At 53.5% G+C, this 24972-nt stretch carries 23 protein-coding genes and 1 tRNA gene; 4 read left to right on the forward strand and 20 right to left on the reverse strand.

The window, feature by feature from the left end; genetic code table 11:
- Position 1 precedes the first annotated feature (1 nt).
- Genes D5269_RS09235 through cbiD form a run of 12 tightly spaced genes read right to left on the reverse strand, consistent with a single transcriptional unit; the run spans position 2 to position 10527 of the window.
- Positions 2-388 carry a bifunctional adenosylcobinamide kinase/adenosylcobinamide-phosphate guanylyltransferase gene (locus tag D5269_RS09235; protein ID WP_120485102.1) on the reverse strand — a complete coding sequence of 129 codons (387 nt, stop codon included), beginning with the start codon at positions 386-388 and terminating at the stop codon, positions 2-4.
- The gene (locus D5269_RS09240; RefSeq protein ID WP_120485103.1) at positions 379-1155 is read right to left on the reverse strand and encodes an adenosylcobinamide-GDP ribazoletransferase; all 777 of its coding nucleotides are present in this window, start codon (positions 1153-1155) and stop codon (positions 379-381) included. The genes D5269_RS09235 and D5269_RS09240 overlap by 10 nt, the downstream gene beginning before the upstream one ends.
- On the reverse strand, positions 1152-1721 hold the full coding sequence (locus D5269_RS09245) for a bifunctional adenosylcobinamide kinase/adenosylcobinamide-phosphate guanylyltransferase (RefSeq protein WP_347707293.1): 570 nt from the start codon (positions 1719-1721) through the stop codon (positions 1152-1154). The genes D5269_RS09240 and D5269_RS09245 overlap by 4 nt, the downstream gene beginning before the upstream one ends.
- Positions 1681-2742 (reverse strand): nicotinate-nucleotide--dimethylbenzimidazole phosphoribosyltransferase, encoded by a 1062-nt coding sequence (gene cobT, locus D5269_RS09250; protein ID WP_016317778.1) that lies wholly within the window; start codon positions 2740-2742, stop codon positions 1681-1683. Before cobT ends, D5269_RS09245 begins: the two co-directional genes overlap by 41 nt.
- Entirely contained in the window at positions 2739-4118 is a 1380-nt protein-coding gene (locus D5269_RS09255) for a cobyrinate a,c-diamide synthase (protein WP_016317777.1), read from the reverse strand. The genes cobT and D5269_RS09255 overlap by 4 nt, the downstream gene beginning before the upstream one ends.
- Entirely contained in the window at positions 4106-5326 is a 1221-nt protein-coding gene (locus D5269_RS09260; protein ID WP_016317776.1) for a bifunctional cobalt-precorrin-7 (C(5))-methyltransferase/cobalt-precorrin-6B (C(15))-methyltransferase, read from the reverse strand. The genes D5269_RS09255 and D5269_RS09260 overlap by 13 nt, the downstream gene beginning before the upstream one ends.
- A gap of 22 nt (positions 5327-5348) precedes the next feature.
- Entirely contained in the window at positions 5349-6131 is a 783-nt protein-coding gene (gene cobK, locus D5269_RS09265) for a precorrin-6A reductase (RefSeq protein ID WP_120485104.1), read from the reverse strand.
- Positions 6124-6855: a precorrin-3B C(17)-methyltransferase gene (gene cobJ, locus D5269_RS09270; RefSeq protein ID WP_120485105.1), complete on the reverse strand. Its 732-nt coding sequence runs from the start codon at positions 6853-6855 to the stop codon at positions 6124-6126. Before cobJ ends, cobK begins: the two co-directional genes overlap by 8 nt.
- 14 nt (positions 6856-6869) lie before the next feature.
- The gene (locus D5269_RS09275) at positions 6870-7889 is read right to left on the reverse strand and encodes a cobalamin biosynthesis protein (protein ID WP_120485106.1); all 1020 of its coding nucleotides are present in this window, start codon (positions 7887-7889) and stop codon (positions 6870-6872) included.
- The gene (gene cobM, locus D5269_RS09280) at positions 7886-8662 is read right to left on the reverse strand and encodes a precorrin-4 C(11)-methyltransferase (RefSeq protein ID WP_120485107.1); all 777 of its coding nucleotides are present in this window, start codon (positions 8660-8662) and stop codon (positions 7886-7888) included. The genes D5269_RS09275 and cobM overlap by 4 nt, the downstream gene beginning before the upstream one ends.
- A 16-nt stretch (positions 8663-8678) precedes the next feature.
- Entirely contained in the window at positions 8679-9380 is a 702-nt protein-coding gene (gene cobI / locus D5269_RS09285; RefSeq protein WP_120485108.1) for a precorrin-2 C(20)-methyltransferase, read from the reverse strand.
- Positions 9292-10527, reverse strand: a complete 1236-nt coding sequence (gene cbiD / locus D5269_RS09290) for a cobalt-precorrin-5B (C(1))-methyltransferase CbiD (RefSeq protein WP_120485116.1) — start codon at positions 10525-10527, stop codon at positions 9292-9294. The genes cobI and cbiD overlap by 89 nt, the downstream gene beginning before the upstream one ends.
- A gap of 184 nt (positions 10528-10711) precedes the next feature.
- Between cbiD and D5269_RS09295 the strand changes: the two genes are divergently transcribed.
- The 3 genes from D5269_RS09295 (at position 10712) to D5269_RS09305 (ending at position 12947) form a co-directional block, all read left to right on the forward strand.
- Positions 10712-11200, forward strand: a complete 489-nt coding sequence (locus D5269_RS09295; protein WP_120485109.1) for an amidase domain-containing protein — start codon at positions 10712-10714, stop codon at positions 11198-11200.
- Between the two features lie 114 nt (positions 11201-11314).
- Positions 11315-11548, forward strand: coding sequence for a hypothetical protein (locus D5269_RS09300; RefSeq protein WP_120485110.1), 234 nt, complete (start codon positions 11315-11317; stop codon positions 11546-11548).
- A 247-nt stretch (positions 11549-11795) separates the two neighbouring features.
- Positions 11796-12947, forward strand: a complete 1152-nt coding sequence (locus D5269_RS09305; protein WP_243126750.1) for a ribose-phosphate pyrophosphokinase — start codon at positions 11796-11798, stop codon at positions 12945-12947.
- A gap of 57 nt (positions 12948-13004) precedes the next feature.
- Here the strand turns inward: D5269_RS09305 and D5269_RS09310 are convergent, their stop codons facing one another.
- The 4 genes from D5269_RS09310 to D5269_RS09325 form a co-directional block, all read right to left on the reverse strand.
- Entirely contained in the window at positions 13005-13490 is a 486-nt protein-coding gene (locus D5269_RS09310) for a hypothetical protein (protein ID WP_120485111.1), read from the reverse strand.
- The gene (locus tag D5269_RS09315; RefSeq protein WP_120485112.1) at positions 13487-14488 is read right to left on the reverse strand and encodes a pyruvate kinase; all 1002 of its coding nucleotides are present in this window, start codon (positions 14486-14488) and stop codon (positions 13487-13489) included. Before D5269_RS09315 ends, D5269_RS09310 begins: the two co-directional genes overlap by 4 nt.
- 148 nt (positions 14489-14636) lie before the next feature.
- Entirely contained in the window at positions 14637-15626 is a 990-nt protein-coding gene (locus D5269_RS09320) for a diaminopimelate dehydrogenase (RefSeq protein WP_120485113.1), read from the reverse strand.
- Between the two features lie 13 nt (positions 15627-15639).
- On the reverse strand, positions 15640-15783 hold the full coding sequence (locus D5269_RS09325; protein WP_166545164.1) for a hypothetical protein: 144 nt from the start codon (positions 15781-15783) through the stop codon (positions 15640-15642).
- A 168-nt stretch (positions 15784-15951) separates the two neighbouring features.
- Between D5269_RS09325 and D5269_RS09330 the strand changes: the two genes are divergently transcribed.
- A tRNA-Ser gene (locus tag D5269_RS09330) sits at positions 15952-16040 on the forward strand.
- 160 nt (positions 16041-16200) lie between these two features.
- On the opposite strand, the gene D5269_RS09335 is transcribed toward D5269_RS09330, so the two are convergent.
- The 4 genes from D5269_RS09335 to D5269_RS09350 form a co-directional block, all read right to left on the reverse strand.
- On the reverse strand, positions 16201-17610 hold the full coding sequence (locus D5269_RS09335) for a hypothetical protein (protein ID WP_158604924.1): 1410 nt from the start codon (positions 17608-17610) through the stop codon (positions 16201-16203).
- Positions 17611-17616: 6 nt separating this feature from the next.
- Positions 17617-22755 carry a M60 family metallopeptidase gene (locus tag D5269_RS09340; protein WP_120485114.1) on the reverse strand — a complete coding sequence of 1713 codons (5139 nt, stop codon included), beginning with the start codon at positions 22753-22755 and terminating at the stop codon, positions 17617-17619.
- 324 nt (positions 22756-23079) lie between these two features.
- Positions 23080-23865 carry a TPM domain-containing protein gene (locus tag D5269_RS09345; RefSeq protein ID WP_120485115.1) on the reverse strand — a complete coding sequence of 262 codons (786 nt, stop codon included), beginning with the start codon at positions 23863-23865 and terminating at the stop codon, positions 23080-23082.
- Between the two features lie 214 nt (positions 23866-24079).
- Positions 24080-24661: a LemA family protein gene (locus D5269_RS09350; RefSeq protein ID WP_016315527.1), complete on the reverse strand. Its 582-nt coding sequence runs from the start codon at positions 24659-24661 to the stop codon at positions 24080-24082.
- Between the last annotated feature and the right edge of the window lie 311 nt (positions 24662-24972).

Here is a 24972-nt window from a genome sequence, read left to right on the forward strand (position 1 = left end):
GTTACCCCCCTTTTATCATAATCGGAATTCCCGCAATTATCCGTTCTACCCTGCACGCATGACAGGCGACCAAGCAGCAGGCACGCCCTGCAGCCTCCCGCCATTCCCGCTCGAAGCCGCTGACTGGCACCACCCCGCAGCCAATCTCATCCGAAACCACAATCAGGTCAGGCCGCTCTTCTATCAACCTGTGAATATAGACCAAGGGGTCCTGCCCATCCTCTAGGAGCCTACGGACCAGCAGATGCAGACGGTTTACCACTGGTTGATCCGGGATCCGGTCGAGCGGGCAATTTGAGCCGTCGCAAACCTGTTCTCGGAAGATTCCAGTACGCGCAAGGACCAGATCCAGCTTTCCCTGCCCTTTCCCGCCGACAATCATCTCCATCCAACCATCCTCCCTGCAAAAATAACTGCAAACAGCATCCCAAATTCGGCAAGCTGTAGAAACCAGCCAGCTAAATCCCCAGTAATCCCTCCGAACTGCCGGTAGGATGTCCGCTGGTAGAACAAAAAGATTGCGACAAGCACCAACAGACAGGCCATCCCGATTTGAAACTGGATCCAAAGCATCCCGTATGCGCAGAGCCAGAAGATGGTAAGCAGGAAACCGGCACACCGTCCTTTCTGCGCTGCATCTGCAAACCCAGCCGCGAGACCGCTCGTTTTGGCGCACTGGAAAGTTACCACCGAAAGCCCGCTCAATGCCCGAGATGCGACAAACCCGATCCCAATCATCCCACAGGCCCGGGAAGAAACCGGAAATTCACTCCAAAGCCCGAAGGTCAGAAGCAGATAAAGACAGCATCCTATCAGCGCAAACGCGCCGAGATGCGCGTCCTTGAGAATCTGTAGTTTTTGTTCGGTGGGCGCATGGGATGCGAGCGCATCGACCGTGTCACAAAAACCGTCAAGGTGGATGCCCCCAGTGATCAACACGGGGATCGTCGTTGCTGCCGCAGCCAGAAGGACCCTGCCGATCTGGAACCGTCCGCAGAACCATAGCCATCCCCAGACCGCTCCTCCAACCACTCCACCCACCAACGGAAAGGCGCAGAGCAGATAGCGGGTCGTCTTTTCATCCCATGCGAACTGGGGCATAGGAATCGCTGAATACATCGAAAATGCAGCTGCAACTGTCCGAAGCAGATTCATTCTATATCCCTCCCCTTGCAGATCACCGGAATCCCACAGACCACCTCTACCACCCGATCGGCGCGGGCAGCGATCGCCCGGTTTAGGCTGCCAAGCAGTGCGAGATAACGCTCGGTATCGGGATCGTAGGAGACTCCATCCGAAAAAATCTCGTTAGAAACGATCACAACTGCCTCTGCCTGTGCGCAGAGCTGGTCGAGCCCTCGCAGGATTGCGGTATCTGTATCCTGCCCCGCACCATCCGGGGAAAACAGCTCATTTGCTGCCAGATTAGAGAGGCATTCCAGCAGAACTGTACAGCCCTTTGGCAATCGAAGCTCTGCAATCCCGGTATACTGTTCCACCGTCTCGAACCCCTTTTTCTGGCGGGCAGCCCGGTGCTTTTTGATGCGGGCTTCGCACTCCGCATCAAACGGCTTCATGGTGGCCAGATAGAACTTCCGCCCGCCCGCTTCCACTGCCAGCCGTTCGGCATATTCCGATTTTCCGCTTGCCGCGCCGCCTAAAACCAATGTCAACATCGGATTATTCCAGTGGCTGGTAGCCATCAATCTGAATCTGCTCAAAGGTGCGCATCCCGCAGTAGACCGCAGCTGCCATATCCAAAAGCGGCAGCATGGCGATTGCACCAGTCCCCTCTCCGAGACGGAGTCCGGCAGAGATTGCCGGAGAAATTCCCAGCGCATCAAGCAGAGGGCGTCCTGCCGGTTCTTCCGGCAGATGGGAAGCGAGCGGATATCCAGCCGCCGCTGGACAGAGCCTCACGGCGGCGAGCGCGGCAGCAGCGGAGATCACGCCGTCCACCACGACCGGCAACCGGTGCACTGCTCCCCCCAGAAACAACCCGCACAATCCGGCAATGTCCAGTCCTCCGACCTTGGAAAGGACGTCGATCGGATCGGCCGGGTCGGGCTGGTTGACTGCGATCGCTCGCTCTATTGCGCAGATTTTGCGCTGGAGTCCGTCGCTCGAAAGCCCTGCGCCACGCCCGGTCAACGAGGCTGGCGGCTTCCCAAGCAGAACCGACGCAACCGCACTTGCAGTGGTCGTGTTGCCGATCCCCATTTCTCCAGTTGCCAGAATCCGGTAGCCTTTCTGTTTCAGGTCCCCCACCAGGTCGATTCCAAAGCAGAGCGCATCCAGCGCCTGTTCCCGCGTCATCGCCGGGCCAACCGCGATATTTCCGGTTCCGTAGGCGATTTTATGTCGGAGCAGGTCCCCCTGTACATCCTGTGAGACCCCGATGTCCACCGGGAGCAGGTCACAATCCGCAACCCTCGCCATCATACAGGCGCAGGTCTCTCCCCGCGTGAAGTTTTCCGCCACTACCGCTGTTACTTCGCTGCCGGTCTGGGTAACGCCTTCGGATACCACCCCGTTGTCCGCGCAGAAAACGACACAGGCGCGCTTTTTCAGAGAAACCTGTGCATCCCTGGTGATTCCTGCAATTTGTACCACTGCATCCTCGAGCAGGCCCAATCCGCCAAGCGGTTTGGCAATCGAATTCCAACGGTCTCTGGCCTGCTGCATGATGGTCTGATCTAATGGCTGGACCGCACATAGGCGGTCGCTCAGGCTTCGGTTCATCTCCCCTGCTCCTTCCGATATTCAAGCGCGGCATTCAAAAACCGTCTTGCTGCGGGTGGATCGCCCGCCAGATAGAGGTGTGGGAACCCCGCATACAGCCGTTCAGTAGTGTGCACACAGTCCCAATGGACATCCCGCATCGGCTTTTGGGCGGAAAAGCCGTCCCCGCAGTCTCCACTCTCCCAATAGTGGAACTCATGTGCGCGGAAGGTCCCACCACGGGAACAGAGTAGATTATCCTGTTTGGCGGTCAGCTCCACATATCCAAACCGGGAAAGCTGGTCGGTTTTATAACCTGCAGCCGGGATCAGGCCGACCATCCGATGCGGAATCCGACGCCTGTCCTCCAACGTCCGGTGCAGATAAAGGAACCCGCCGCACTCAGCGATCGTCGGCATCCCGCTTTCGATCGCTTTCCGAACCGATTCCTGCATCGAGCGGTTTCGTGCAAGACGCCATGCATGCAGTTCCGGATAGCCGCCTCCAAGCAGCAGACCATCACAGTCGAACGGAATCGACCGATCCGCCAGAGGGCTGAACCAAACCAGTTCCGCGCCGAGCAGCTGGAGCAGTGCCAGGCTATCCGCATAATAAAAACTGAACGCCGCATCATGCGCGACCGCAATCCGGGGCGTACCATTAACCGGCTCGAGTGCAAGCGGCTGGTAGATCAGGGTCGAGGCATTCTGTGCGGCCGCGACCAAACCATCCAGATCAATCGTCTGCTCCGCCTGTTCTGCCAGGCGGTCGAGTTTCTCCCGCAACCGGGAGATCTCCCGCGCGGTGACCAACCCAAGGTGCCGGCTTTCAAAACCGCAGCCTGGCATCGGCGGCAGATAACCGAATACATCTACAGCACATTCCCGCTCGATCAGCTCCTGCACTTCGGGGTAAACCGATGGTGAGAGCTGGTTCAGGATCACCCCAACAATCCCGGAATCCGAACGGAAATTTTTAAATCCATTGACCATCGCGGCGATCGAAACCGCCATCCCACGCCCATTGATCACCAGAATCGTTGGAGTCTTTGTCACCCGGCCCAGATCGTAAGCAGATGCTTCAATACTCTTCCCCGCCAGACCGTCATAAAGCCCCATGGCCCCCTCAATCAGTGCAAGATCGGTTCTTCCCGCATCCGCAAGAAGGCGGCAGATGGTTTCCCGATCTCCAAGATAGAGGTCAAGATTGGAAGAATAGGCCGCGCCGACTGCGGACCGGTGAAACATCGGGTCTATGTAGTCCGGCCCGCTCTTGAAGCTGGCGACACGCATCCCCCGCTTCACCAATGCACGCAGGATCGCGCAGCTCACAGTTGTTTTTCCGGAACCGCTTGCCGGGGCGGCAAGCAGCAGACGGGGCAAATTTACGGTTTCCATGCGTCTTTCCCTCCCGCACTCAAAATATAGACCGGGTTTTGTCCGGTCATCATGTGGCTGCTGCCCACCGTTTTTGACCGCGCAGCGAATACCTGTACGATCTCCTGTCCGGTGAGTTCCAGCCGGTTGAACGCCTCGAGCGCGGCTCCGACCGTCTCAAGCGTGATCGCGTTGACTACCACCCGCACAGCGGGGTTTTTCTGCACCGCAAGTTCGACTGATGCGGACAGTCCGCCCGAACTGCCCCCAATAAATACGGCATCAGGAGCTGGCAGATCAGACAATGCATCTGGAGCGGTCCCTTGGATAATTTGCAGATTCGGAAGCGAAAATCGTATCCGGTTTTGTTCGATCAGTTTGCAGGCTTCCTGCTCCCGTTCGACTGCAAAGACCAACCCATCCGGGAGTACCCTCGCAACCTCAACCGAAACCGAACCAGTGCCCGCCCCCACATCCCAAACCATCCATCCAGGCTCCAGGCACAGCTTGGAGATCGAAACCGCCCGCACCTCGGCCTTGGTCATGGGGACATTCCCGCGCAGAAATGCTTCGTCTGGGATGCCATGGGTCGCTGGACGGGAGCGGCGGCGCATGTTGCAGTTGCGCACCAGCATCACCGCAAGCGGATCGAATGTTTCTCCGCAAAGCTGCTCTGCTGTTCCCTGTGAAATCCGTTCATCAGGGTACGAAAGCCGCTCCCCCACTGATACCGCCAGATCACCAAGCGCATTTTCGCAGAGACGAGCACAGATTTCAGCTGCACCGAATTTTCCACCGGTCAGAAGAAACGTTTCCTCGTTTGCACAGATGGTCCCAATCAGATCCTGCTCCCGCCCATGCAGACTCAGTACCGAAATATCCTCCCAGGAAATGCCGAGCCTTGTACAGAAATATTGCAGACTGCTGATCCCGGGAATCAGCTCGACCTGCTCATCCCCCAATAAGTGCATAAGACCTTTGGCCGCACTGTAAAAACCAACGTCTCCCGAGACAATCACGGTCACATTCCCCAACTGCCGGCGGCGCAGAACCTCTTCGGCGATCTGTGCCGGAACAGATGCCGGGACCTTTTCCACGTCCACATCCGGAAAGCAGTTGAGCAGCCGTTGTGCACCAATCAGGCAGCGGCTCTGCTGGATTGCCCGCATCGCCCGGATGGTGAGCAGATCAGGATTCCCCATCCCAATCCCGATAATTGTAATATGCATCCTGCTTTCCTCCTCTGTCCCGTTATAATAGCTCTTCCGGAACTGTATCAGGGATTCTCAGCCCAAACTCATCGGTCAACAGGGATACCACCTCCCGGTAGCGCATCCCCCGGCCTGTTGACGGCCTGCTGATTACGATGACCATCGCGCCGGCATCCTGCGCTGCCGCCAGTTTTTCTGGGAAACCTCCGGTCTCGCCTGAGTCCTTGGTTACCAGCAGGCCCGCCCCGATCTCCCGCAGTGTCGCGAGGTTCATTTCCCGGGAAAACGGACCCTGCATCGCTATAATATGCTTTTGTGGGTATCCAAGCGTCAGGCATCTTTCCAGCGACTCCAACGCTGGAAGAACCCTCGGATAAAGCCGCTTTTGGAAATCGGGCAGACGGGCAAAAATATCCAGGTCCTTGCTCCCGGTGGTAAGGAGCACATTGCCGGTTGTCGCGCTTAAGACATCCACAGCCTGCCGCGCATCCTCCACATAGACGCATCCGTCCGACTGCGCGGACGGCCGGTCAATCCGCAGATAGCGGGTTCTTGTCTTTTCGCATGCCTGACAGATATTGCGGGTCGCCTCATCTGCATAAGGGTGGGTGGCGTCTATCACACAGTCGAATTTCAGGTTTTGCAGCATTGTGGCCATCTCATCCTGATCGAGGCGGTCGGCAAACACCTTGACCGCATCCGGAAGAAGCTGCCTGCCATATCCGGTTGCGACGCTTGCACAGACCGACACGCCGCACCGATAGAGCAGCTCGATCAGTCGCCTACCCTCAGTTGTACCGGCAAACACCAGAAAATTAGACATCCCGATACCCCCTCGGTGTGACCATTCTGCCGTTTTTCAGCGTGGTGGAGGAATTCCCAATAAAAACGGTGGTAAACATATCCACTGTTTCCTCCCGCAGCTCGAGAAGGGTCATCACCCGGGCCTGTTCTCCGTTCCGCCCGATATTCTTCACAATCCCTGCCGCAGCGCTGGGAGAACGGTATCTCAGCAGGATGTCACATGCCCGTTGCAGATGGTCTGTACGTTTTTTGCTTGCAGGGTTGTACAGACAGATACAGAAATCCGCCATGCCTGCCGCATCCAGCCGTTTTTCGATCGTCTCCCAAGGGGTCAGAAGGTCGCTCAGAGAGATCACTGCAAAGTCGTGAACCAGAGGTGCACCAAGCAGCGCAGCTCCGCTGCATGCGGCTGTTACACCCGCAACCACCTCGATCTCCACCGGCGGGTATTGGTCTGAAAGTTCGTAGACCAGCCCAGCCATTCCATAAACACCCGCATCTCCACTACATACCAACGCGACTGTCTGCCCGCCTGCGGCCTGTTCAAGCGCGGCGCGACAGCGGTCGGCTTCCTGACGCATTGGGGTGGTCAAACATGCTTTCTGTGGGAACTGGCTCCGCACCAGATCAACATAGACGGTATATCCAGCGATTATGTCGCTCTGTTCGAGCGCGGCGACCGCCCTGGCAGTCATGTCCAGCCGATTTCCAGGGCCGATCCCGACTACAAAAATTTTGCCCATTCTGTTCCCTCCCCTCAAAATGTCAGTTCCGGAAACGGCATTGCAGCGGCGACGGTCACGCCATCTATCGCAACCTTTCGAAAGAGCAGTTCTCCCCCTCCACAGGCCACCGCAGCCCGTTCACAGACGTTGTCCACTCCAACCGTCCGCTCCACAAATGCCGAACCGGTGAACTGACCTTCTGTCTGCACCAATGTCTGCGCGGAAGCGGCTTCCAGCGGCAGGCTGTATTTCCCGCAAAATGCACGAATGCATGGCTCCTGTGCTTTTCGGTCGATCGTTGCGATCTGCCGCACCGCAAAAAGAGAAATCTGCTGGGACGCGAGCACGCTCAACACCGCCTGTTCGAACTGTTCCTCCGAAATCCCTTTCCGGCATCCAACACCGACGGTTACCAGACGTGGGAACAGGTGCAGGGTGTTATCAAACGGACGGGTATGCCCATCGAGCGTCAGATGGATACCAAGTAATCCGGACTGTGCATACAAAAGCCCGTCGGGAAGCCTCCCGGCAACCGGGAAGTCACTCTCAAACCCGACCTTCTCCCCCGCCAGAACTGCGGCAGAGACCCGCTTGGCCAGCTCCCGTTCCCCGATGGAAAGCCCTTGTGAGGCCGCCCACAGATCAACCGCAAATTTTTGATGCAGATCGGTCGCGGTTGAGATTACCGCCACCCCGCCGGTCAATTTTGCCACCTCTTTGGCGAGCTTGTTGGCGCCGCCTACATGCCCACTCAAAAGCGGAACCGCAAACCGTCCCAGCTCATCGACCGAAACGACCGCCGGATCACAGAATTTGTCCCGGACAAACGGTGCAATCGCCCGTACAGCGATCCCACAAGCTCCGACAAAGAGAACTGCGTCGCCTGAAAAGGCCTGTTCCGCCCAATCATGCAGGCTGGGACGCGGCTCCGTCCCTCCCCGCCGCAGGACTGATGCGTCCATTACCTCGTACCCTGCTGCTCTCATTCCATCTTCCAGGCGGTTGAGAAGGGCTGCACCCGTTTTGGTGAACGCGACGATTGACAGCTTCACTGGCTCGCCTCCCGGAATCCAGTTGAAAACGACGGATCATAGAGTTTGGACCGCTCATAATGGGACGATGTTCCCCGCAGGTATTCCCCAATCAAAATCAATGCAGTTTTTTGGATGCCATGCTCCTGTGCACATACAGGAAGCTGTCCAACCGTACAAAGAATCGTTTTCTCGTCCGGCCAGCTCGCCTTGTAAACGATCGCTGCAGGGGTATCTGCTGGATAGCCGCCACAGATCAGGCGGTCGCTCAACTCCCCGGCCATCCCAGCACTCAGATAGACCGCCATGCTGGCCCGATGCGCCGCCAGCCGTTCAATCGACTCGGATTCCGGAACCGGGGTGCGTCCCGCCATCCGGGTGACAATCAGTGTCTGGGAGACGCCCGGCAGGGTGTATTCCGCTCCCCCCAGATGCCCCAGCGCGGCAGCGGCCCCGCTGAACGCACTTACCCCAGGGGTGATATCGAAGGAAATCCCCTCTGATTGTAATGCGTCGATCTGCTCCCTGACTGCACCATAGAGTGAAGGGTCTCCAGTATGCAGACGCACAGTGGTCTGACCTATGGCTTCGGCCTCCCGGATCGACTCCAGTACCTGCTCAAGGGTCATCTGCGCGCTGTTACGGATAACACAACCAGGTTTCGCAGCTTCCAGAAGTGCGGGATTGACCAGCGATCCCGCATAGATGATCTGATCCGCCTGCTGTAAGAGCCGGTGTCCCCGAAGGGTAATCAGGTCGGGGGCGCCGCATCCAGCCCCTACAAAATGAACCATCTGCGTATTCCCCCTCTCAGTCGGGCTGCCGTTCCCCGGCTATGATGATTGAAAAATAGCTGGAAGCCTCATCGGCCTGATCAAGAGAATCCAGAATCCGTTCCCCCTCCATCCCGCACCGCTCAACCATCCGCGCCTGTTGATAAAGGCCCCGTTCCCGCAGAGCTGTTTTGACCTGCCCAATCTTTTTGCCGGTTTTCATCAGTACCTTGACACCGTTCCAGTCCAGACCTTCATCCGCACCCTCATACGAGGCGGGGATGATATGGAGCGGCTTTGCGGCTTCGGTCAAACTGATGCCAAGCCGTGACGCGACTGCGCAGAACGAAGGTACCCCTGCTACCATCTCGGCTTCGAATCCCAGCGCGCGGATTCTCTCCTGCATATAAGCGTAGGTGGAATAGATCGAAACATCCCCAAGGGTCAGGAACGCGACCGACTTCCCTTTCTCAAGCTGTTCCGCGATCTGCGCAGCTGCCGCAGTGTGGCACGCTTCCAGCCGGCCCGGATCCCGCGTCATGGGAAATAAGAGGTCTATCTTCTGTTTGGAAAGGATTTCCGGAACCGCTTCACAGGCGATCTTCCAGGCAACCTGGGTTTCCGCCCCCGACTGCGGTACCGCCACCACTTCACAGGAGCGGATCACCCGCACCGCTTTCAGGGTCATCAGTTCCGGGTCCCCGGGTCCGACACTCACCCCGTACAATCTTCCCTGCATCTTCTTTCCTCCAACACGCTCGTTTGATTTGAAAAATCAGCTGTTCTGCACCCAAAGTCTGCCCCAAAATGCCATACTGGTTGGAAAAGACCACTGCGCCAAACGGGGTGTTTTTCAACCTCTGCCCAAGATGGAACCCGATTTTTTCTATGATCGTTTTCATCACCGGATCGCGCAGCCCTGCCTGCTCCAAAAGCTCGACCGCCCGGTCGGTTGTATCCGCCTGCATCAGCGCAGATGCCAGCATCCGATCTGCACCCGCCAGCGCGGCATGGGCAGCAAAAATCTCCATTCGTGCATCAGCGACCCGGGAATGGGTTTGAAACACCCCTGCCGCCAGCTTGACCAGCTTTCCAATGTGCCCAACCAGAAGCAGCCCGGTAAATCCCAGATGATCCGCATAATCGAGCGCATCGCCGATAAAATTGCTGCACAGTGCCGCCCTGTCGAGCGGAAGCCCGATCTCTTTGGAGGCAAAGCGTTCCCCATAATTTCCCGGTGTCAGTAGGATCGGTGTATCCCCTGCCGCGCGCAGCATATCCAGTTCGGCACGAATCGTCTGTATCAGGGCGGCTCCGCTCATTGGCTCGACAATTCCGGTTGTACCCAGAATCGAAATGCCTCCTACAATTCCAAGGCGGGGGTTGTAGGTCTTGGCAGCAACCCGCTGCCCATCCGGAACAGAAACGGTCACCCGCGCGCCCAGATTCGCCCCGAACCTGTCCAGCACCTCCCGAACTTCCTGCTCAATCATCCGACGGGGTATCTGGTTGATCGCTGCCGCACCAGGCGGCTGTTCCAAGCCCGGACGTGTGACCCGTCCAACGCCTTCCCCGCCTTCGACCAGGATTTCCCTGCCTGGAAAGAAACTGACTTCGGCACAGATCAACAGTCTATTGGTCACGTCAGCATCGTCGCCGGCATCCTTGCGCACCCCGTAAACCGCCTTTCCGGGCGACACCGAGCAGAGTTCGGACGAAAGGCAGAGCTGGATGCCTTTTGGAAGCAGGATTGAAACTGCCGCCTGCTCCTTTCCGGTAAGCAGATGTGTCGCCGCAGCTTTAGCTGCGGCCGCCGCGCAGGAACCAGTGGTATAGCCACACCGCAGCTTTTTTCCACCGCTGTAACAGTACGGATACACTTCCATCCAACCCCATCTTTCCTGCGAAAAAACAGGACGCCGCCGCAGGAACTGCGGCATCGTCCCCCATCATCATTCGGTTCTAACGAGCATTTTAATCGAATTTTTGACAAAAGTCAAGCCGGGAGACATAGAATATGGTATATCCAGAAACTTCAAACCGTACCCAAAACAAAAGGAGGCGTTTTTCGTGCTGAAAACCTACCCCTACAACCGGGAAAAAGCCGCAGTATATGCCAAGAAATGGGCATTTGAACGCAATCCCCGTTATATGAGATTCGACGGCATAGGGGGCGACTGTACCAGTTTCGTCTCCCAATGCCTGTTTGCAGGCGGTGCAGTGATGAACTATGCCCGGGATGTCGGATGGTATTATAACAGTCCAACCGACCGCGCCGCAGCGTGGAGCGGCGTACCCTACCTCTACAATTTTCTGACCCGCAACCGTTCGGTGGGACCATTTGCAGAACAGGCCGAAGCAGATGGGATCGAAACGGGAGACCTGATCCAGCTCGGGGATGCGGCAGGGCGATGGTATCACTCGCTGTTCGTCAGCGGGTTTGAGGGCAGCGACCCGCTTGTCACCACTCATACATTTGACGCTTTCGCTCGCCCGCTCTCCAGCTATACCTTTTCCTTTGTGCGCTATTTGCATATTATTGCGGTCCGAAGTTGGTGAATATCTACAAATTTTTGTACAATAGGTAAAAAATGCTCCTCTTTTCTGCAATTTACTTGCTTGTCCCAAAAAACAATGATAAAATAAGACTGTTACCGAGTCTCTGGAGAAAGGATGTGGTCTCAAATCAGCCGTTTTATTATCCGTGTGATTGAAAACGGAGAGGAAAAATATCTGTTCAGCACCCGTGTTCTGCTGTACGACCCCGCACTTGCTAAAAAATTCTCTTCTCCTCTGCTCGCAAACCGCTATTGGAAAAAATCGCTTTACAAAGGATTGGCCCATACCATTATCCCTGATCCTTATGAGCTAGCCGTTCCACATTCTTTGAGTGCGATTGTCGAATGATCCCCCTGTTCCATATGCGAATACGACAATTTTAAGCTCTACATTTGTACGCATTTATGGAAAACTCCTATTTTCCAAAAAGACGTATACAAAAACGGTTGTTTTTTGTATAATGCTATCCGTGTGATTTTGGTCCTGACTTCGATTTTAAAAACCGATGGTGGCTCCCGTCCTCTGCTTCGGCAAACAGAGGACGGCGGATCAAAACGCAGGCGCCGGAGAAACCAAAAAGAAAGAGGTATCGTCAATGTCACATCCTATGGCAAATTTTGATGAGAAAGAGATTTTTTTTGATGAAAGCTACGTTGCAAAGCTGGGGCTGATTGTCACTGAAAGCGCACAGGAACTTGGAAAAAAGATCAATAAGCATCTCATTCGTTGGGCTACAGACGCCGGCATGGATTATGATTCCTTTATTGTAGAGAGCGAATGTCCCCGTTTCTCTTCCGGGGATGGAAAAGGCATTATCAAGTCGACCGTCCGCGGCGATGACCTCTTCTTTCTTGTAGATACTGGGAACTATAGCTGCACCTATAAGATGTTCGGGGTGCAAAACCATATGTCCCCGGACGACCATTTCCAGGATCTCAAACGCCTGATTCAGGCTGCGAGTGGTAAAGCACATCGGATTACGGTGATTATGCCGATCCTTTACGGCAGCCGCCAGCACCGCCGCAGCTATCGTGAGTCCCTCGACTGTGCGTTTGCGTTGCAGGAGCTGCAAAATATGGGTGTTTCCAATGTTATCACCTTTGATGCGCACGACCCCCGCGTTCAGAACGCAGTCCCGCTCATGGGCTTTGACAACGTGATCCCTTCTTATCAGGTGCTCAAGACACTGCTCCGTTCAGCCAGCGACCTTCAGATTGACCGGGATCATTTCATGGTGGTAAGCCCGGACGAAGGTGCCATGCAGCGTAATATGTACTATGCTTCTGTCCTCGGCGTGGACCTTGGGATGTTCTATAAACGCCGCGATTATTCCCGCATCATCAATGGACGCAATCCGATTGTAGCGCATGAATACCTTGGCGACTCGGTAGAGGGCAAAGACATCTTTATTGCAGATGACATCATCTCTTCGGGTGAGTCGATGCTCGACATCGCATATGAGCTAAAAAAACGCAAGGCCCGCCGTATTTTCGCCTATTCTACCTATGCGATCTTTACGAATGGGGTGGATGCATTCGATAAGGCCTATCGTGATGGCATTATCTCGGGTGTGCTCGGTACCAATCTCACCTACCGCACCGATGCGCTTCGGCAGCGTGAGTGGTTCTATGAGGTAGATGTTTCCAAATATATTGCATACTTTATCGCTGCGATCAATCAGGAAATGTCCATCAGTAAAATCCTCGATCCGTTGGAAAAGATCAAAGACCTGCTTGCAAGACGCTGATCAAAAAAAGACCTCCCGTGTTATCGGGAGGTCTTTTTTTCTGTGCCATATGTGGGCTTATTTTCTTCCAAAAAGATTCGCAATAGGGGCAATTGCGGTTTGCAGATCATTGATCGCGGTATTCAGCTTTTGAATATCAATGCTTTCCAGAATTTCCAGCGCATGCTTTACGCTTTCCAGCATCTCGGCGACCCCATCCTCCCCTTTTTCAAGCAGACTGTCAACTTTTCCGAGCGTTCCAGCGTAATCGAGCTGTGCAATATCCGAGGTTGCACTTTGCAGGTTTGTCAGTACCGCCTCCGACTGTCCCATCAATGCGTTTATTTTAGGATAAAGCACCAGACCCGCCACCAACACAACCGCCAGCAGACAACCAAAAATTCCGGTACAGACCTGCATCAACCTGTACTGCCTGCGGGCATATTTTTTCTGTTCTGCTGCGTCCTCCTGCATCTGGCGAAGCAGTCCTGTCAACTCGGACCACTCTGACGGGCGTTCCTCTTCTTGCTGCTGTACCTCTGTTTTCTGTTCTGTTTCGGTCATGCTTTTTCCCCTTTCTCTCGTTCCAGATAGACCAGTGCCTGTTCTGCTGTCTGCACCAGATACCGCATCGCTTCTACAGGATATTGCCCCACCGCAGTCTCTCCAGTCAACATCAGCGAGGAAGCCCCGTCCAAAACGGCATTAAAGATATCCAAAACCTCGGCCCGGGTTGGAACTGCGGCATGGTGCATCGAATGCAGAAGCTGGGTCACGACCATGAATGACTTGTTTTCCTTCCGGCAGGCTACTGCGGCCTCCTTCTGTGCCGCCGGCAGCTCCCAGAGCGGCATGTCGTTTCCCAAGTCTCCACGCGCAATCACGATCTGGTCCGCATAAGGCAGCAGCTCAGATAGACGTGCCAGTCCAGCCCGGTTTTCCAGCTTGGCAAAAACCTGAATTTCCGGCGCACCGACTGCACGTAATGCCTGACGCAACGTGCGCAGGTCCTCCGGACCGCGCACAAATGGGAGCATAACACCGGTTACTCCGCACTGCTTCGCCAATTTCAGATTCTGGTAGTCTGAGCTGGTCAGAGTAGGCGGATGCAGCTGCATTCCTGGCACAGCAATACTCTTGCGGGAACGCAGAACCCCTCCTCTCAATACAGTGCAGGTGATTGTATTTCCTGTGCAGCATACCGTCCGTAGCCGTATGATTCCGTCATCCAAAAGCAGCTCTGATCCGGGGATGAGTGCATGGGACAGCAGCTCTGGGACCGGCACCCCTCCTTCACCAAGAAGAAGTGATTCCCCCTCTTGCAGCATAACTGGCATGTCCAACGCTCCAATCCGCAGCTCAGGGCCCTGGAGGTCAATCAAAAGCTGTGGTTGGATGGTGATTTCCCGCGCTGCCTGTCTTAGATGCTCCAGCCATTCGGCACACCCTTCCAAACCCATGTGCGAAAGATTCAGACGTACACCTGTCATCCCTTCCCGGAAAAGAGCGGACAGAAGTTTGGAATCTTGGCAGGACGGACCCAATGTCCCATAATATTCCAATTCTCAACCACCTTTCCGAAAAACTCCTTGTTTTGTGATACCTGTATTTCCTACTGTTTGCAAGTAAAAACACCGCCCCAACCGCTTACAGATACAGGAACTCCCGCAGGACTATTAACAAGCTGCGGGAGTTTTGCAGGCAGAGATATTACAACAGTTCTGCCCGGAGCTGTTCCCCTGTCTTGGGGGAAAGCAGAGCAGGTGCAATGTCGAATACCGATCTGGCACCGGTCTCGCCTCTGCTGGACAGCCGATAGGCAGCACGTGCGTAACAGACCAGCACGCTTGAAGTGAACTCGGGGTTCGAGTCGAGAGTCAGCGCATATTCAATGATATGCCGGTTATCTGATTTCCCTGTTTTTCCGCTGCGAATCACAAAACCACCATGCGGCATCTTGTTATGCTCCGCTTTCAATGTCTCCTCGGTGACAAAATGTACAGTTGTATCATAGTCGGAGAAATAATTGGGCATCGTCTTGATTGACTGCTCGATAACAGCCTGATCCGCACCTTCCTCCGCAACAACATAGCATTCCCGCTGATGCTTCTGCCGGGTAGCCAACTCAGGACAGGAGCCTGTGCGTACCGCCTCTACTGCCTCCTGAATCGGGACGGTGTATTGGATCGCGTTTTTTACCCCTGGAATCCGCCGGATTGCATCCGAATGTCCCTGGCTTACGCCGCGTCCCCAGAAAGTATAGGTTCCTCCTTCCGGAAGAACTGATTCACCGAAAATGCGATTGATCGAAAACAGTCCCGGATCCCAGCCCACCGAGATAATCGAGAGCGTCCCCCCTGCTTTCGCAGCTTCATCGACCGATGCAAAATATGCTGGGATTTTTGCATGGGTGTCAAAACTGTCGATCGTATTGAAAAGCCTTGCAAACTGCGGCCCCATCTCGGGCAGATCGGTCGCCGATCCACCACATAGGATCATTACATCAATCTCGCCCTTCATCGCGGCTGCTTCACTTACATTTTTCACTGGTACACCCTTCGACTGTATCTGCAGTTTGTCCGGATTGCGTCTGGTGAAAACCGCAGCAAGTTCCATATCTGGCTGCTGACCAAGCGCAAGTTCAACTCCGCGCCCCAGATTTCCGTAACCTACAATACCTACCCTTATCTTCTGATCCATCCGAATTTCCCCCTTACTGAAATGATTGAAACAACAGGCCCTGCAACCATTTGTCATACGGATATGACCGCCAGATCAGCTTAATCCGTTGGGACAGGAGCAGGCCCTGTCTGCGCATCGTCCTGACCATAACTCTGGTATAGTAACATTGTACCATAAATCTGTTTCCTGCACAACACCCTGAAAATCCGCAGATGCACACTGGAAATTTTATAGTGAAAAATTACACAATCCCATTGACTTCCTGCGGCTTATATGCTATAATTTTTTACTGTCATGAGGTTATCATTTTTATTTATGATTTTCTAAAGGACAAATTTTATATGGAGCGGTATCGAAGTGGTCATAACGGGACTGACTCGAAATCAGTTGTACCTTCGGGTACCGTGGGTTCGAATCCCACCCGCTCCGCCATGAGCCTGTCTACAGATTTTGTAGGCAGGCTTTTATTTTATTCACTGGCTGAAACAATTCTCCCAAAAATATATGTTGAGCGGGGTATAAAACATACCCCGCTCATAACATCATCAGGACTCATGCAGTTGGCCTATTGGTCAGCGCTTTTACAACCTTTTTAATAATCATCTTCCCTGTTGGCACGCACTCGGAGGATGATTACCACTGCCACACCGACAGCTCCTGCGATCAGCAGCAGGATCACCACCGGCAGAATCCAGTTTGTACCGCCTCTGCTGGGCTCCTCGACCTCTGCATCCACCGGCTGTTCCGGCTCAAGATCGTCCGGCTCACTTTCGGAGGGGACTTCCTCGTCAGGCTCATCGGATTCATCCGGTTCTTCAACCTCATCCTCAGGCGGAACTGTGACATTAGAGCTTCCTCCAGCAGAACCGGTCGATCCAGATGGAGCTGTGGTTCCGCCCTGCTGTTGCTGCTGTGCCGGCGGTTCCCAAACATCTTTGGAAGCAATCACATATTTGGACGCATGGGTAAACGTGTAATCTATCATGCCGTTCGACGCCACTTTTGCACTCTCCAGATAGTCGAGGGTCGCTTCATTTTCATTATAGTAGGAAAGATGCGCTGTCTCCCCAACATAGTGACTGCCTACTCGGTAAGAGAGCGTCGCTTCACAAGGAAGCTGTCCGCTATAAGCAATCTCAAACTGCACCAGATCGGTGTTTTCCACCGCTGCGGAAAGGTTCTTATACCGTATCTTCTCAATCGAAAAATCATAATACATCCGGTTGGTGGGAATCGAAATTCCCTTGGTGATATGGAAAGTCCAGATGTAATCTCCGTAATCAAGTACTAGCTGAATTCCCTTCTGTGCGGCCTGACGGAAGATCTCATGCCCGATCACCTGTCCCTCCCGGACGCGGATGGTCAGCACTTTCTGTCCGTCACTTTCTGTGACACGGCTGGAAACGTCATTCCAGTCAAGGGTTTTGCTGCTATCGGAAGAAGAATCATCCGAATCAGAATCGGAGCCGCCTCCGCCGCCTCGATTGCCACCCGAGCTGCTGCTAGAACTGCTGCTCCCCGCAGTCGATCCAGTGACCTTCAACGTCGGATTCTGAAAGACCGTTTTTTCCTGATCCCCATCCAGTGCGATCATCTCGTTCCCGACTGAAATCCGGGAGCTCGGGATTGACTGGTCAAATGTCAGCTCCGCAAGCTCTATGCTGTTGCTGTTGGCAATCGGCCTGAGCCGGTCAATATAAACCGTCAGGATTGTTTTTCCGTCTTTCTGGCTTGTGTCGATTCTCTGGAAATGCGCCGAGGAATTGTCCCTCCAGGTTACCTCCGGCGCATTCACCTGGCGGTCGATGCAGATATCAAACTGCACCGATTCAAACCTGCTGCTGAACTCCTCCAGCCGCAGGATATACTGGTTGCGTACGCCGCTTTCCTTCAGAACGATTCGGGGCTGTTGTGCGACAGCGGCAAATGCCGCCATCGCACAACAGGAAATCGCTGTCACTGCCGCAAGCAGTACGCCCATAAACTTTCCTAGCTGTTTCATCTGTGTTTAATCCTCCAGTATGATCGTGGGCATCGACTCGTATGTGGGAGAAGGAATCCAGCGGGTATCGCTTGTGATACGGCCGTCCCCCCCCTCTGGGACATCCTTCCGATGGAGCTCCGCCATGATCTGAGTTGGGAGTATGCTGCCGGCACATGCCGCAGAACCATCTTCCTGAACAGAGCCTGTTGTATCGCTCTGCTGTTTGGGAACAAAGATCCAGAGGCCGTTGTCGATCTCCGCCATATCCCCTTCTTTGGGCATTGCGGCAAAGAGATAAATCTCACCTTCGAGCGGAATCTTGTCGGTCTCGGTGTCTTTCTGCTCCTCTCCTGTATAATCAACATTCTGGCTCTTGCCATAAACCCGGATGGTATTGAACACCGGGTTGCCGCGGAAGCTGCCGGTTACGATGAGTTTGCCTGATGCAATCTCACCATAGCTCCTGCCTAGAATCCCGATCCCATTGATACCAAATTCGATATTGTCTCCGGGATACGCTGCAAAGTCAATCTTCTCAGCAGAGATGCCTGCTGGCAGGCCGCTGACTTCAATTGTCTTTGCATCAAACGGGCAGATGCTTCCATCCGCTTCTTTCCGGGTGAAGAACCGCAGTTTCGCAGGATCCTTGCGGATTTCCTCATAGCTGATTTCCAGCACTGTTGTCTTCTTGCCGGCTGCATCGGTCACCACAACTTTGACAGTCCCACTTTCCGCTGCTTTTACCGGGGTTTCTTCTTCTGTAATTACCGGGAATCCAGGGCCGCTGTCCTTTACCGGAGCATTGGGCTGACTATTCGACGGTTCATCCATACCCGATGCTGGGGCAGAAGAAGTATTTTCCGTCGAACTTCCCGATACTTCGGATTCACTCTGTGAAGAAGCGGAAGAAGCATTTTCCGATGCACTGCTCGAGGATTCATCTGTACTCTGTGTGGGATCGGAAGAAGTGTTTTCTGACGGGCTGCTTGAGGTCTCTGTTATGTCAGACGAGGAACTTTCGCCCGAAACGGCTGCCGTCTGCCCTGCTGCTGGGAATTCATTGAATACGATGCCAGCGGTCGACTGTGGGCTACTCCCGAAATCAACAGTCAAAAGACCGTCCGCCAAACTTGTGGTATACTTCCCTTTCTCAATCAGATTGTTATGCTCAACCTTGAGCTCTGGTGCGGAATCCTCCGCAATAACATAACCGAGGATATCAACCGCCTTGACTGAATAGGTAACCGCCTTGTTGTTTACCGAACCGAGTGAATCATCCCATGTAGTTTTTCCGGATTTTGCCGAGAGGAACGCTACCGGTTCGGTCTTGCCGTTCAGTGTACGGCTGATCTCATAGCCAAGCATCTTGGCCCCCGATGCAGGAGTGACGCTGACGGTCGCTTTTTTGGTTGCAGCATTGTACGATGCGCTGATCCCAACCGATCCGGACTGCCTGGATGTCCCGGCAATGCGTTCTCTGCGGGATTCATCGGTCAGATACTGAATCTTGCGCTCCTCGGCGCCACCGCCCTGACCGCTCGGCTCCAGGCCCCAGCTCCGGAAGAATTCACTGAGGTCTTTGCCCGAGACCTGGCTGGCTGCGGCCATAAAGTTCGCGTCCCCGCCGCCGATCTTGTTCAGCTCGTTGTAGAAGTTGTCATCCGGACCGTCATACGCCAGATGCAGCTGCCAGTACATACCAAGGCTGACAAACACGTCGTTCGCCATCCCCTTCTGTCCGGAAGTGACCTTCTGGAAGATTGCCTCGTACTTGTTCGAGTTTTCCAGACGGGAATTCAGCGCGTTGTTCCTGCCATCGTAGGTCTGGGCGAAGAGAGAATAGATATTGTTGGTGATCTCGGCTTTTCCGAGGGTATCCATCACATGTCCAATCTCGTGCTGGATACCCCATCCAAACAGTCCGTTGGCATTGTTCGCCCCGGTGACTGTGGTCGGCCTGCCGCCGATCATCCCAGAGCAGGAACCGTATCCGATGCCGATATGACTTCCGCTTGCATACATGAAGGCGTTGCCGAACATCCGCATATACCGGATATTGTGTCTCGAGGCAGATTTTTCAAGGTCCGCTTCGTCGATTCCGTGGGTCCTGTACATCAGCTTCATCAGCTCTTCCCACGCCAGGCCATCATTATAGAGGGCATTGACACCGTTCGACCCAAGCCCGGCCCGTACCTGGCTGGCTGGCAACGAAAGCAGCACATGTGGGAAAGCGATCTCGGTCGCATTTAGGATATGGGTTTGCAGAGTATTATTGTTCATTCCGCTCAACTTCGAGGTGTAATAGCTTTCCAGCTCGCTCACATAAGCGGAAATCCGCGCTTTTACTTCGCTCTCCCCGATCTCATGCCAATCGGAAAGTTCAAGAACCGGGATTTTGTTCCCGCCGCGCACCTGCATTTTGATCTCGCTGGCCTTCGACCCGCTGTATTGCAGATAGAGTGATCCACCCTTCTGCGGAGAAACATCGTTCAGACGCGGGATTGTGATGATGTTGCGCCCGTTCTCCAGCTTGATTGCGCTTCCACTCCATCTGGCGGCCTCTGCGAAATGCTGAGTCGGGATCAAATTGACCGTCTCGCCTTCCGGAATCTGCGCATAGACTACAATCTGTTTTCCGGCCTCTGCGGTCACACCGAGCGGCTGGAAGGTATTGATCTTTTTCGGGTCTCTCGAGCTGTCGCGTGACTGTACCTGATCCATCACCGCGCCAATCCCGGACTTGTCGCCCTTCAGCAGCGATTCCGCCAGCGAAAGCTCATCCAACAGGATCTCCTTATTGACGTAATAGCCGTCCCCACTCTCAAGCCGGGCACGCAGTTCATCAATTTTGGCCTGTGTTGCCCCAGATGCCACCGCTGTGTAGGTATTGTCGGTAAACAGGCTGCGGATGCTGTCATCAATATCATCATAGGTATAGAACGCGATCTCAGCAAGCGAGGAAGGCTGCGGTGTACCGTCGCCCTGACGCACCAGCACTGAAATCTTCTTGATATGGTCGTTGCGCTTAAACGGCAGGATTGCATATCCGGTCTCTTTTGGATTGTTCCTGACAATCGGCGCGCTTCCCACATTTCCTTCGGGACGGTTGCCCAGCTTGCCCTCATCAGCGGTCAGCCAGGTCATATTCCCATCCTTGTCCCATGCTGCGATCGAATACCGCTGGAGCGACTCTGGGAACCCTTTGTTCAGACGGGGAACATAGATCAAGTAGTCCATGCTCTTCTCTTCGTCAAACTCAAAGGTGATTCTGCTGCTCTCCCACCAAGCACGTGCAGTCCAATGGGTTTCAAAGTCTCCGTCGTAGACCCACTTGATGTCAAATTTTCCATCGTATTCGCTGGAAACATTGTTCTTGTTTTCCAACTCCGCACGAATGATCGCCGAATTGGGGATCCGGTTGAGGGTAGGCAGCTCAGGAATTTTTAACGTTTCTTTTTCCGGTTTTCCAGTCGCAGTCAAGGAAGGCTTGCTGAATCCGATTTTATTGCCTGCTGTGACATAGAAATCATAGGATACGTCATTCGTCAGACCGCTGACCCGGAACGAAGTACCGGCCTGCTTCTCTTTTGCCAGTTTAAACTCACTTTCAGAGGATGCCTTGTAGTAAACGTTGTAGAACTCCGCATCCTCTGCATTTTTCCAGTTCACAACGATTGCGCTGTCTTCCGGCGTCAGCGAAAGGTTATCTGGGGGCAGCGGCGCCTTATTTGGCTGCGGAACACAGGTTACTGTTGCAGAGGGGTCGCCCGTCCATTCTCCGCTATACGCCGACACCGTAAAGTAATAGGTTTTGAGGTTTTCCAGCCCGGTAATGACCGCTTCATTCGTGCCGACACGGAGCTGCTTGTTCAGTGCATTTGCGGAAAGCCCGTATTTTACAATATAACCATCCACATTGTCCACCGCGCGCCAGGTGAGCGATGCCTGTTTGGCGCCTGGTTCTGCGTAAACATTTTTGGGAATCGACGCACCAAGATCAATATTATCCGGTATGATATCCCTCAAAAATTCGATCTTCTCAATGACCGTATAACTGACCTTGCCGTTCTCCCCAATCACCTTCTCAATTGTGATCGTGATTTTCTTTACCGGCACCCGCTTGTTCAGCTTGATAACGACCGTACTATCCCCAGGGCTGCGTTCAATAGCGTGAGTCCCTGCAGGAGATGTGTTATCAAATGTGATCTGCTCGGTGGTACCGTCCTCGTATTCGATTTGCGCATTTCCCTTTTCGGGCGCTCCATTGATCGACGGGGACACAATCTCAATCTGCCCCATCACTTTTGGCGTCTCAAAGGTAATGGGAATCTGGAGCGGCCCGCCTTTGGTATTAACTAGCTTTACTGCCTGCCCGTTATCCTCAAACAGGTCCTCCAGACTGCCCTCAAGCTGGACACCGCTCTTCGAAAGCTCCTGTGCGATGGCATCTGTATCCAAAATCCCGGCTGTGACCATCGCACCCTCGTAAACCTCTGCGGGGCGCTTGGCCCCCATGTTATGGTGAACCAATGCAATATCTGTAATATCTACCTTTCCGTCAAAGTTCAGATCAGCGTCCCCAGAAGACTTTCCAAGTGCAGCAGATATCTTGCTGAAATCCGTCTGGTCAATCTTTTGGTCACCAGTGACATCCCCCAGTGCAAATCCGCCGCTCTCTGCACTGACACAAAGTTTCGGCACGTATTCGTTGATCGAAAGTTCCTGAGAGGTGAAGCTGCTGTATCCGTCCCCCTCAAAACTCACCCGATATTTGAGATTTCGGGGCAGATCGAAAAACTCCAGAAGATAAAATCCGACCTTGTCATTTCCAGCAAGCGGAACATTCTGTGGATTATGTAAGGTCAGCTTTACTTTGGCTTCTTTTCCGCCAAATGAAAACTTCTGCTCGCTGCCAATTTTGCTCAGTTCAAGCCGGCAGGACTCATTGTTATCCCCTGTCAATGTCAGTGCAAGGTTGCGTTTTGCGAGTGTTTCGGCAGCTTCTCGGTAACCCATCTGCAGCACAACGCTCAACCGCCCTGCATTCTGCGCTGGAGATGACATCACATTGATGACTTCAAGCGGCTCCTGTGCATAGGCCGGCAGCGGAAAACCAGACAGAACCAATGCCGCTGACAAAAACCCTGTAAGCATTCGTTTCATGGTTTCTACTCCTCTATCGTGGGATCGGCAATCTAAGCCAAGAAACAGTATAACACAAAGTTCGACCCTATTCCAGACATTTTTTGTAATCTTTTAACAAAAAACAACCTTTTGTTCTGTCTAAAGTGCAAAGCAAAAGAACTTTCCATTCTTGAATTTTCCATTTTTAAAAAAGGATTCTGTAAAGGTATTTTCCATTACATATAAAAACAGACGGGAACATCCCGTCTGTCCTTTTGTCTGCATCAAATCATTTTTTGCTGCCCGCCGCCAAGTGGAAAGGCCGGGACGACAGATCGTTTTGGACGCGAAGCTGGTTTCCTTTTAGAATCTTCTGCCCGCGCCGCCTCCGCCGAAGCTCCCTCCCCCGCCGGAAAATCCTCCGCCGGAGAAGCCTCCGCCGCTGTGGAATCCGCCTCCACCGAACCCGCCAAAGCCACCGCTCCCAAAACCGCCCCCGCCTGTAAACGGTGGCCATCTGCGGTATCTGTTGTGTGGTCCATTGCCATTGACCAAAAAGACGAGGATAAGCACAAGCACAACAATCAGCATAACCAGGTCGAATGTATCCTCAGCGCTGAGACCAGAAGAACCTTGCTCCATTTCTGGAAGATCCTCCAATCCGTACTCCTTCATAACCTCTGAAAGCAACGCCTGATAGAGCCGCAATGTTCCTGCATCAAAGGCTTTATTCCGGTAATCTTCGAGCGCGTATCGGTCGATCAGCCGCCCGACCTTCGCATCGTTCAGCACCCCTTCCAAACCGCGGCCAACCGCAGTATAGATTTGTCCTTCGTCTGGGCAGAGCAGCAGCAAAACCCCGTTGTTTTTCTCCTTATCTCCAATCCCCCACTGACGTCCGGCGTGGAGGGCATACTGTGCAGCCGGCTCACCATCAAGTGTTTTGACAGTCAGCACCACAATTTGTGCACCAGTCCGCTCCGCCAGAGAGGAGGACTGGCTGACGATATAGGATTCTGTCTCATTGGAGAGCACCTCTGCATAATCGTTTGCATAGAACTGCTCGGTTGGCTCGGGGTAAGCGGCGGCACAGAACAGAAAAAATGCTGCCGCTATCAGCCCTGCAACTATTGTCTTTGCTTTTTTCACAATCCTCTTTTGCCCCCTCTACTTCCAAAAACCGGGTAATCATGGAAGCCATTGAAAAGAGCTATTCCTAGCTCTTTTCAAGTCTACTTAAATCTACAACGCCTTGCCGCAGAATACTGCTATCAGCAGCCTATTTTCATTTGCTATAGCCATCAGACGCACTTTGTATCCTGGCGGACTTTGCCTGTCATTTCAAAATGAAGTGTATTGGCTATCATCCGAGCAATGATCCCACATCCGGGACATTCTGCGCAGACTCAGGCGCTGTAAAGTATTCTGCCTTTTCAAATCCAAATAACCCTGCAATTAGCTTATTAGGAAATGTTATCACTTTTTGGTTATATCTCTGCACAGCTTCATTATAGTCTATCCGCGCTGCTGCAATCCGGTTTTCAGTTCCTGCCAACTCATCCATCAGTGAAGTATACGCCGGTGTAGATTGGATGTCTGGATAGTTCTCAACCACGACCATCAGGCGGGAAAGTGCACTGGTGAGGTTGTCATTCGCCGCAGCAAGCTCCTCCATCCCCCTGGCCCCAGCAAGTTGTGCACGCGCTTCGGTCACGCTGTCAATCACAGACTGTTCATGCGTTGTCAGACTCTTGACCGTACTGGTCAGATTTGGGATCAGGTCCGACCGCCTCTGGAGCTGGGTCTGGATTGTGGACTGTTGGGTATCCACTGTTTCGCGAAGGGTGGCCAAACCATTATAGGCGCCAAACAGCGACATTCCAACTACAACCGCCAAAACTGCAACCACAATCAAGATCATTTTTCCGGTTGACATTTTCTTCATAGAGAAACCTCCTTTTTTAAGATTCTGTCCGGCTCTCATTCTACCAGTTTCCGAATTTCAATACAAGCTTCCCCGTTATAATTCACAAATTATCTGCGGTTTATTTTTAAAAATTTCATGGAAGTTTTTTTGAAAATGGTGCGACAAACTTTTCTTTTTATGATATGATTATACGAAAGTATCTTAAAATCTTGTGTTACCTAGGGTCTGTTCACACAAATAAAGATATGCTATAATAAAGGAATGGAACTGAAGAAAGAACAATACGAACAAATCGCAGAGTGCTTTCCGAAACAGCGGAAACCAGCAAA

Origin of the sequence: Anaerotruncus sp. 1XD42-93 (genome assembly GCF_009917605.1) — a bacterium.
Lineage (GTDB): Bacteria > Bacillota > Clostridia > Oscillospirales > Ruminococcaceae > Anaerotruncus.